The organism is Streptomyces sp. SID486, from assembly GCF_009865385.1.
Classification (GTDB): domain Bacteria; phylum Actinomycetota; class Actinomycetes; order Streptomycetales; family Streptomycetaceae; genus Streptomyces.
Genome location: NZ_WWJT01000652.1, coordinates 1 through 1945, shown reverse-complemented (window position 1 = coordinate 1945; position 1945 = coordinate 1). Strand labels below are relative to the sequence as shown.

Here is a 1945-nt window from a genome sequence, read left to right as displayed (position 1 = left end):
CGGCGAGGGCGTCCAGGTAGGCGTTGGCGGCGGCGTAGTTGGCCTGTCCGGCGCCGCCGACGGTGGCGGTCAGGGAGGAGAACAGCACGAACGCCGACAGGTCGTGGCCGGCGGTCAGCTCGTGCAGGTGGCGGGCGGCGTCGGCCTTGGGCGCGAGGACGGTGGTGAACCGTTCGGGGGTGAGCGCGTCCAGGACGCCGTCGTCGAGGACGCCGGCGAGGTGCAGCACGGCGGTGAGGGGGTGCTCCTCGGGTACGGAGTCCAGCAGCGCGGCCAGCGCCTGCCGGTCGGCGACGTCGCACGCGGCGAGGGTCACTTCGGCGCCGCTGTCGGTGAGTTCGCGGACGAGGTCGGCGGCGCCGGGCGCGTCCGTGCCGCGGCGCGAGGTCAGCAGCAGGTGGTCGGCGCCCTCGGCGGCGAGCCACCGGGCGACGGCCGCGCCGACGGCTCCGGTGGCGCCGGTGACCAGTACCGTGCCGGACGGCTTCCAGGGGGCGCCGGCGCGGGCCGGGGCGTGCTCCAGCCGGCGGCCGTAGGCGCCGGACTCGCGGATGACGACCTGGTCCTCGCCACCGGGGTCGCCGAGGAGCGCGGCCAGCCGGCCGATGGTCTGCGGGCCGGTCTCGGCGGGCAGGTCGACCAGTCCGCCCCAGCGGTCGGGGTGCTCCAGGGCGGCGACCCTGCCGAGTCCCCACACGGGGGCCTGGGCGAGGCCGGTGACCGCTGCGGCGGGCCCGTGGGCGACGGCGTCGCGCGTGACGCACCACAGCGGGGCGGTGATCCCGGCGTCCCCGAGGGCCTGTACGAGGGCGGCGGTGACGGCCGGTTCGGTGCCGGGGGCCAGCAGGGACAGGACGCCGTCGGCGGCACCGCGGCCGGTGAGCAGTCCGGCGAGTTCCGTGCGGCCGGCCGTGGCGGGGGCCGCGAGGGTGTCGACGGTGAGACCGTGGTCGGTGAGTCCGGCCAGGACGACGGTCGTCCAGGGGTCGTCGCCGGCGGGGACGACGGCCAGCCAGTGGCCGCCGAGCGCGGGGGTGGCGGCGGGTGCCAGCGGCTCCCAGGTGACGCGGTGCCGCCAGCCGTCGGCGGCGGCGCCGGCCTGCCGTCGCTCGTGCCAGGCCGCGAGGGCCGGGACGACGGCGGCGACGGACGGCTCGTCGGTGACACCGAGCGTGGCGGCGACGGCGGTCACGTCCTGGTCCCGGACCAGTTCCCAGAACGGGTCGGCGGCGTCTCCGCCCGCGCGGGCCGCCGCCGAGCGCTCGGCCTGGAGGATGGGGGCGTCCTCCCAGTGCCGGTCGCGGCGGAAGGGGTAGGTGGGCAGGTCGACCTTGCGGCCCCCGGCGAACACCACCGGCCAGTCGGGGCCGGTGCCGGTGAGGTGCAGGCGGCAGACGGCGTCGACGAGGGCGGCGTCCTCGGCGCGGTCGCGCCGCTGGGTGCCGATGACGTCGGGCACGACGTCCTGCGCCAGGTTGGTGAGCACCGCGTCGGGGCCGACCTCCAGCAGCCGGGTGGCGCCCTCGGCGGCCAGTGTGGTGACGCCGTCGTGGAAGCGGACGGCCTCGCGGACGTGCCGTACCCAGTAGTCGGGGGACGTCAGCTCGTCGGCCATGCGGCCGGTGACGTTGGAGACGACCGGCAGGGCGGGCTCGTGGAAGGTGAGGCCCGACAGCACCTCGCGGAAGGCGTCGAGCATGGGGTCCATGCGGCGGGAGTGGAAGGCGTGCGACACCTTCAGCCGGGTGGACTTCTCCACCTGCGCGGCGACGGCGAGTACGGCGTCCTCGTCGCCGGAGACGACCACCGCGCGCGGCCCGTTGACGGCGGCGATGTCGACGCCGTCGGTGAGCAGCGGCGTGACCTCGGCCTCGGTGGCCAGCAGGGACACCATGGCGCCCCCGGCGGGCAGTTCCTGCATCAGCCGGCCGCGGGCGGCGACCAG

The 1945-nt window shown here is 77.2% G+C and carries 1 protein-coding gene; it reads right to left on the bottom strand.

Translation table 11 applies throughout. The annotated features are described in order from the left end of the window. Positions 1 to 1945: type I polyketide synthase (locus GT045_RS30370; protein WP_161336132.1), on the bottom strand; the 1945-nt coding region annotated here is incomplete at both ends.